The sequence below is a fragment of the Streptomyces sp. NPDC051133 genome (assembly GCF_040682635.1).
In the GTDB taxonomy this organism is placed as follows: Bacteria; Actinomycetota; Actinomycetes; order Streptomycetales; family Streptomycetaceae; genus Streptomyces.
In genome coordinates this window covers 73,501-79,620 of sequence record NZ_JBFBBK010000040.1, presented here as the reverse complement: position 1 = coordinate 79,620, position 6,120 = coordinate 73,501, and the positions used below count along the sequence as shown (strand labels likewise).

General features: G+C 73.6%; 6 protein-coding genes. All 6 read right to left on the bottom strand.

The features are described from left to right. Positions 1–1,620, bottom strand: a 1,620-nt coding sequence (locus AB0N17_RS32850) for an FAD/NAD(P)-binding protein (protein ID WP_366015235.1), incomplete at its 3' end; no start/stop codon positions are given. Beyond that, the gene (locus tag AB0N17_RS32845) at positions 1,617–2,972 is read right to left on the bottom strand and encodes a GTP-binding protein (protein WP_366015234.1); all 1,356 of its coding nucleotides are present in this window, start codon (positions 2,970–2,972) and stop codon (positions 1,617–1,619) included. The genes AB0N17_RS32845 and AB0N17_RS32850, both read right to left, overlap by 4 nt. A 2-nt stretch (positions 2,973–2,974) precedes the next feature. Then, on the bottom strand, positions 2,975–3,913 hold the full coding sequence (gene cysD, locus AB0N17_RS32840) for a sulfate adenylyltransferase subunit CysD (protein ID WP_366015233.1): 939 nt from the start codon (positions 3,911–3,913) through the stop codon (positions 2,975–2,977). Next, positions 3,910–4,509 (bottom strand): adenylyl-sulfate kinase, encoded by a 600-nt coding sequence (gene cysC / locus AB0N17_RS32835; RefSeq protein WP_366015232.1) that lies wholly within the window; start codon positions 4,507–4,509, stop codon positions 3,910–3,912. The genes cysD and cysC overlap by 4 nt, the downstream gene beginning before the upstream one ends. A 90-nt stretch (positions 4,510–4,599) precedes the next feature. Next, the gene (locus tag AB0N17_RS32830; protein WP_366015231.1) at positions 4,600–5,376 is read right to left on the bottom strand and encodes an alpha/beta hydrolase; all 777 of its coding nucleotides are present in this window, start codon (positions 5,374–5,376) and stop codon (positions 4,600–4,602) included. A 112-nt stretch (positions 5,377–5,488) separates the two neighbouring features. Further along, a complete protein-coding gene (locus tag AB0N17_RS32825; protein ID WP_366015244.1) occupies positions 5,489–6,103 on the bottom strand; it encodes a response regulator transcription factor in 615 nt (204 codons plus the stop codon). Positions 6,104–6,120 lie beyond the last annotated feature (17 nt).

Genomic DNA, 6,120 nt, shown 5'->3' with positions numbered 1-6,120 from the left:
ACTTCCCACCCCCCGCCGCGCGGCCCCGAGCGCGGCCGCCGGGTCCGGGGCGGCCCCGCACTCGTGCCCGAGCAGCGCCAGCGCCGCGTGGCCCGCGGCGAAGTCCGGGTCGGTGGTGACCGCCTCGGTCAGCAGCGCCTCGGCGCCGCGTTCACCCGCCAGGATCCGGTCGAGGGCCTCGTTGTAGAACTCCGCCGCGTCGAGGGTCGTGCTCAGCGTCTGCCCGTAGCGGTCGGTGGCCCGGGGGCCGGTACGGCGGCCGAGCACGTGGAGCACGCTGTCCGCGACCTCCGCCGCCTGGGCGCGGATCTCCGGAATCGCCGTGCTCTCCAGGAGGTTGCCGCGGCGCAGCACCCCGAGCGTCCACAGCCGGGAGACCGAGGTGACCACGGCGGGCACCAGCCGGCCGTCGCTCCAGGTGTCGAAGCCCAGGCCGGCGGGGCCGGTGCGGGCGTGGCCGTGGTCCAGCAGGCAGCGCACCAGGGGGTCCACCGTGCGGTGCAGGTCGGTCTGGGCGCCGGTGCAGTTGATCACCGCACCGACCGTGAGCCGTCTGCCGTCGCTCAGCCGTACGGCCACCGTGCCGGCGCCGGGCACGGCCCGCACCATCTCCGCGCACGCCACCCGCAGCCGGCCCGAGTCCCGCAGCGCGCGGACCGTGGCCGCCGTGCCGGGGGCCATCCGGTGCCGGTGCACCTCCCACAGCCGCAGGTCCTCCCGGAGGAAGCGGCCGCGGTCGGCCGTGGACAGCTGCTGCCACAGCGCCGCCGTCAGCGGGCGCAGCCCGTCCATGCCGGGACGCCAGTCGCCGCAGGCACGGCGGCTCGCGGCGAGGTAGTGCCGGACCTCCCGGCGCAGTGCGTCGAGGCCGCGCGAGCCGTCGAGACGCGGCGGCTCGGCGGCCGGGGCGGGGTCGGTCAGATGGTCGCGGGGGACGAGCCCGTTGCGGGACACCGCGTGCAGCACCCGGCCGGGGCGGGCCAGCGTGACGGCCAGGTCCGCCATGGTCAGACCGGTGCCGACCAGCAGGACGTCGGCGTCCTCGGGCACGGCGTCGAGCGCGCCGGGCGCCCAGGGGTCGGCGACGAAGTGCCGGGACTCGCGCAGCTCCGCGCAGGCCCAGTCCTGGCCCGGCGTGAAGTTGCCCAGCGCCAGCACGGCCGCGTCCACGCGCAGTTCGGTGCCGTCGGCGAGCCGCAGCGCGACCCCGGTGCCCCGCGCGCGGGCGGCGACGACCCGGTCCCGCACCCGGTGCAGCCGGACCCGCCGGCTCTCCGCCGCGGTGGTGTCGAGCACCTCGGTCAGGTAGCGCCCGTACTCCCGCCGGGGGCGGTAGTCGCCGGGCCCGGCACCGGGGTGCCGGGCCACGAGCCAGCGCAGGAAGTGCTCGGGGTCGTCGGGGAAGGCGCTCATCCTGCCGGCGGCCACGTTGAGCAGGTGCCGGGGGTCCGACGTGCCGTAGGCGACGCCCGGGCCCGCCTGTCCGGCCGGGTCGATCAGCCATATCTCGGCCGCCCGGCCGAGGCGTTCGGCCTGCCGCAGCAGCTGCACCGCCGTCAGGGTCCCTGCCGCGCCGGCGCCGACGACCGCGACCCGGTGCGAGGACGAGTTCCAGCTCACGATCGGTCCCCCTGGTTCCTTCGGCCAGTTCGTCCGGCGTCGTCCGGCCGCGGGCCGGCGGCGTCGCGCGGCCCGGCCGCGGTGGTCGCGAACGCCTCGCCCGCCATGCCGGCGGCGAGTGTGCTGCCGTCGGCCGGGTCGATCAGCAGGAACGAGCCGGTACGGCGGTTGTCGGCGTAGGCGTCGAGGGCCAGCGGCTCGACGGTGCGCAGCACCACGCGGCCGAGGTCGTTGACGTCCAGCCGCCCGCTGCCGGTGCGTTGTTCGAGGGTGTCGGTGTCGATCCGGTAGGTGATCTCCCGGACCAGCGCGCGCACGGTACGGGTGGTGTGCTTCAGCAGCACCTTGGCGCCGCGGTGCAGCGGGCGTTCGTTCAGATGACAGACGGTGGCCGCGAAGTCCGTGACGGGGTCCGGGGCGGGATCGGAGGCGAGCAGGTCGCCGCGGGAGACGTCGAGCTGGTCGGCGAGCCGGACGGTGACCGACTGGGGTGCCCAGGCGATGTCCGTGCCTCTGCCGAGCGCGTCGATCGCCGTGACGGTGCTGGTACGGCCGGAGGGCAGGACGGTGACGGCGTCCCCGACCCGCAGCACACCGGAGGCCAGCCGGCCCGCGTAGCCGCGGTAGTCGCGGTGCTCCTCGCTCTGCGGGCGGATCACGTACTGGACCGGGAGGCGGGCGGGCTCGTGGCCCGGGTCGCTGCCCACGGGGACGGTCTCCAGGTGTTCCAGCAGGGTCGGGCCGCCGTACCAGTCCATGTTCGCGGACGGCTCCACCACGTTGTCCCCGGCCAGCGCCGACAACGGGATCGCCATGACGTCCGTGACGCCGAGGGAGGCCGCGTAGGCGGTGAACTCCTCGGCGATCGCCGCGAACGCCTTCTCCTCGTACCCGACGAGGTCCATCTTGTTGACGGCGAGGACGACGTGCGGCACCCGCAGCAGGGCGGCGATGGCCGCGTGCCGGCGGGTCTGCTCGACCACGCCGTTGCGGGCGTCGACGAGGACCACCGTCAGCTCGGCCGTGGAGGCGCCGGTGACCATGTTGCGGGTGTACTGCACATGGCCGGGGGTGTCGGCGAGGATGAACCGGCGGCGCGGGGTGGCGAAGTAGCGGTAGGCGACGTCGATGGTGATGCCCTGCTCACGTTCGGCCCGCAGGCCGTCGGTGAGCAGCGCGAGGTCGGGGGCGTCCTGGCCGCGGCTCGCGGAGGCCCGCTCGACGGCCTCCAGCTGGTCGGCGAGGACCGACTTGGAGTCGTGCAGCAGGCGGCCCACCAGGGTGGACTTGCCGTCGTCGACGGACCCTGCGGTGGCGAAGCGCAGCAGCGAGGCGGCGGTCTCGATGGTCATGGTCAGAAGTACCCCTCGCGCTTGCGGTCTTCCATCGCGGCCTCGGAGAGCTTGTCGTCGGCCCGGGTGGCGCCGCGCTCGGTGAGGCGGCTGGCGGCTATCTCGGCGATGATCTCCGCGTTGCCGGCGGCGGTGGACTCGACGGCGCCGGTACAGGACATGTCGCCGACGGTGCGGTAGCGGACCAGCCGGCGCTCGGGCGTCTCGTGCTCCCTGGGGCCGCCCCACGCCCCGGCGGTCAGCCACATGCCGCCGCGCCGGAACACCTCGCGCTCGTGGGCGTAGTAGATCTCCGGCAGCTCGATGCCCTCGCGCTCGATGTACTGCCACACGTCCAGCTCGGTCCAGTCGGAGAGCGGGAAGACCCGCACGTGCTGGCCCGGTGCGTGCCGTCCGTTGTACAGCGACCACAGCTCGGGGCGCTGGTGGCGCGGGTCCCAGGCGCCGAACTCGTCACGCAGCGAGAACACCCGCTCCTTGGCGCGGGCCTTCTCCTCGTCGCGGCGCCCGCCGCCGAAGACCGCGTCGAAGCCGTGCGACTCGATGGCGTCGAGCAGCGGCACCGTCTGCAGCGGGTTGCGGGTGCCGTCGGGGCGCTCGCGCAGCCGGCCGTCGTCGAGGTAGTCCTGCACGCGGGCGACGTGCAGGCGCAGCCGGTGCCGGTCGACGACGCGGTCGCGGTAGGCGAGGACCTCGGGGAAGTTGTGTCCGGTGTCCACGTGCAGCAGCGCGAAGGGCACCGGCGCCGGATGGAAGGCCTTCAGCGCCAGGTGCAGCATCACGATCGAGTCCTTGCCGCCGGAGAACAGGATCACCGGCCGTTCGAACTCGCCCGCCACCTCGCGGAGGATGTGCACCGACTCGGCCTCCAGCGCGTCCAGGTGGGACAGCGCGTACGGGTCGTCCTCGGTGGCGACGGGGCTGCGGGTCGCGGTCGTCATGCGAGGTCCCTCTCGGTCAGAAAGGCGTGCAGCTCGGCGGCGGAGCCGGCCGGCGAGCTGCCCTGCGTCTGGATGCGGAGATCCGGGTTCTCGGGTGCCTCGTACGGGTCGTCCACGCCGGTGAGCCCGGAGATCTCGCCGGCGGCCTGCCGGGCGTACAGCCCCTTGACGTCGCGCCGGGAGCAGACCTCGACCGGGGTGGCGACGTGGACCTCCCAGAACGCGGTGCCGGCCGCGGCGTGCCACGCGCGTACGGCGGCGCGGGAGTCGGCGTAGGGGGCGATGACCGGGACCAGCACCGTGACGCCGTGGGAGGCAAGCTTCTGGGCGACGAAGCCGATCCGGGTCACATTGGTGTGCCGGTCCTCCCTGGTGAATCCCAGTCCCTTGGAGAGAAACGTGCGGATCTCGTCGCCGTCGAGCACCTCGACCCGCCGGCCCTCGCCGCGCAGGCGCTCGGCGAGGGCGAGGGCGAGGGTGGTCTTGCCCGCGCTGGGCAGACCGGTCAGCCACACGGTGGCGCCGCGCTCGCAGGGGACGGCCGCGCGGGCCGCCGCTGCGGGGTCCCCGAGGCTGAGGGGGTGAGCTGTCGTCACGGTGAGGGTCTCCCGGGAGTGAGGTGTCGGCCGGTCGGAGGTGACGTACGCGGGCTCGGACCCGGGTCGCGGCCGGGCCGGCGGGACCTCTCAGGTGGTGGTGAACTCGACCAGGGTGCGGCCGAGCACGTCCATGTCGATCCGGTGCCAGGAACCGGGCAGCTCCAGCGAACGGCCGTTCGGCAATGCGTCCGCGGTCGCCAGCGCCGCCGCGCGCAGCCAGGCGCTGGTGTGGTCGCTGTTGAGGACCAGGGCCTCGGTCCGGTATCCGGCCAGCCGGTCGGCGGGGACCTTGTAGTCGCCGCAGATGGCGGTGTCGTAGACCAGGGTGTGGGCGTTCGCCTCGTTCATCGCCCAGATCGGGCCCTTGCGCCACTCGGCGACCGTGTCGGGGGTCAGGCCCAGCAGGCAGCCGAGGAAGTACTCGACCGCCTCGGTGCGCCGCTCCTCGGACAGCAGCACGCGCAGCGTCTTGGCGACGTTCCACGGCGGCATCGGGAAGTCGCCGACCCGGTAGAACGGCTCGTGCAGCGCCAGCTTGCGGATCGGGGCGCCGGCGAGCGCCGCCTCGACGGCCAGGTTCGCGCCGGAGGACCCGGCGAACACCACCGCCGAGCCGCCGGCCGCCTCGATCACCGCTTCGAGGTCCTCGATCTCCCGCTGCACGGCGTACTCGGGGGAGTCGCCGCTCTCGCCGCGTCCCCGGCGGTCGTACACGTAGGTGGTCAGGTGCGGCGACAGCTCGGGCACGAGCGCGTCGAAGATCGTGTGATCGCGGAACGAACCGTTGAGAAGCACGATCGGCGGGCCTTCGCCCGCCTTCTCATAAGCGATCGTCGTGCCGTCCCGGGAAACGACCTTGCGCATCACGCTCTCCTCATGCCGACCGGAGGTGCTCTCACCTCGCCGTATGTCGGCATCGTCGAACGCGTCGGTGGACCGCCGGTCGAGGACCGGTCGCGGGGGGCCCGCGCGCAGGTCAGGACAGCCAGCCGGCCTCGGTGGCGATGCGGACGGCGTCGATCCGGTTGCGGGCGTTGAGCTTGACCACGACCGTCGTGAGGTAGTTGCGCACCGTTCCGATGGACAGGTGCAGCTTCTCGGCGATCTCCCGCGGCTCGTCGCCCTGGGCGGCCATGCCGAGCACCTCGATCTCCCGCTCGGACAGCGGGTTGTCGCCGATGTCCCAGGCGCTCATGGCGAGTTGGGGGTTGATCACCCGGCGGCCCGCGGCCACCTCCCGGACGGCCTGCGCGAGCTGCTCGGACGGGGAGTCCTTGAGCAGGAAGCCGGCGACGCGCGCGGACATCGCACGGCGCAGATAGCTGGGACGGCCGACCCCGGTCATCATCAGGGCCCGGCACTCCGGCAGCTGCTGGTGCAGCAGCTCGGCCGCGGTGAGGCCGTCCATGTTCGGCAGATCGACGTCCATGATGGCCACGTCCGGACGGCACTTCAGCGCGGTGGGGACGATCAGGTCACCTTTGTCCACGACGCCGACGACTTCCAGATCCGGCTCCAGCTCGAGCAGCGTGACCAGTGCCCCCCGCACCATGTGCATGTCCTCGGCCAGGAGAATTCTGATCCGCCGAATCTCCACTTGTCCCCCTC

Excerpts from the sequence above, each read along its gene's own strand:
- AB0N17_RS32845 (WP_366015234.1), bottom strand. The coding sequence starts at position 2,972 with ATGACCATCGAGACCGCCGCCTCGCTGCTGCGCTTCGCCACCGCAGGG.
- cysD (WP_366015233.1), bottom strand. The coding sequence starts at position 3,913 with ATGACGACCGCGACCCGCAGCCCCGTCGCCACCGAGGACGACCCGTAC.
- AB0N17_RS32830 (WP_366015231.1), bottom strand. The coding sequence starts at position 5,376 with ATGCGCAAGGTCGTTTCCCGGGACGGCACGACGATCGCTTATGAGAAG.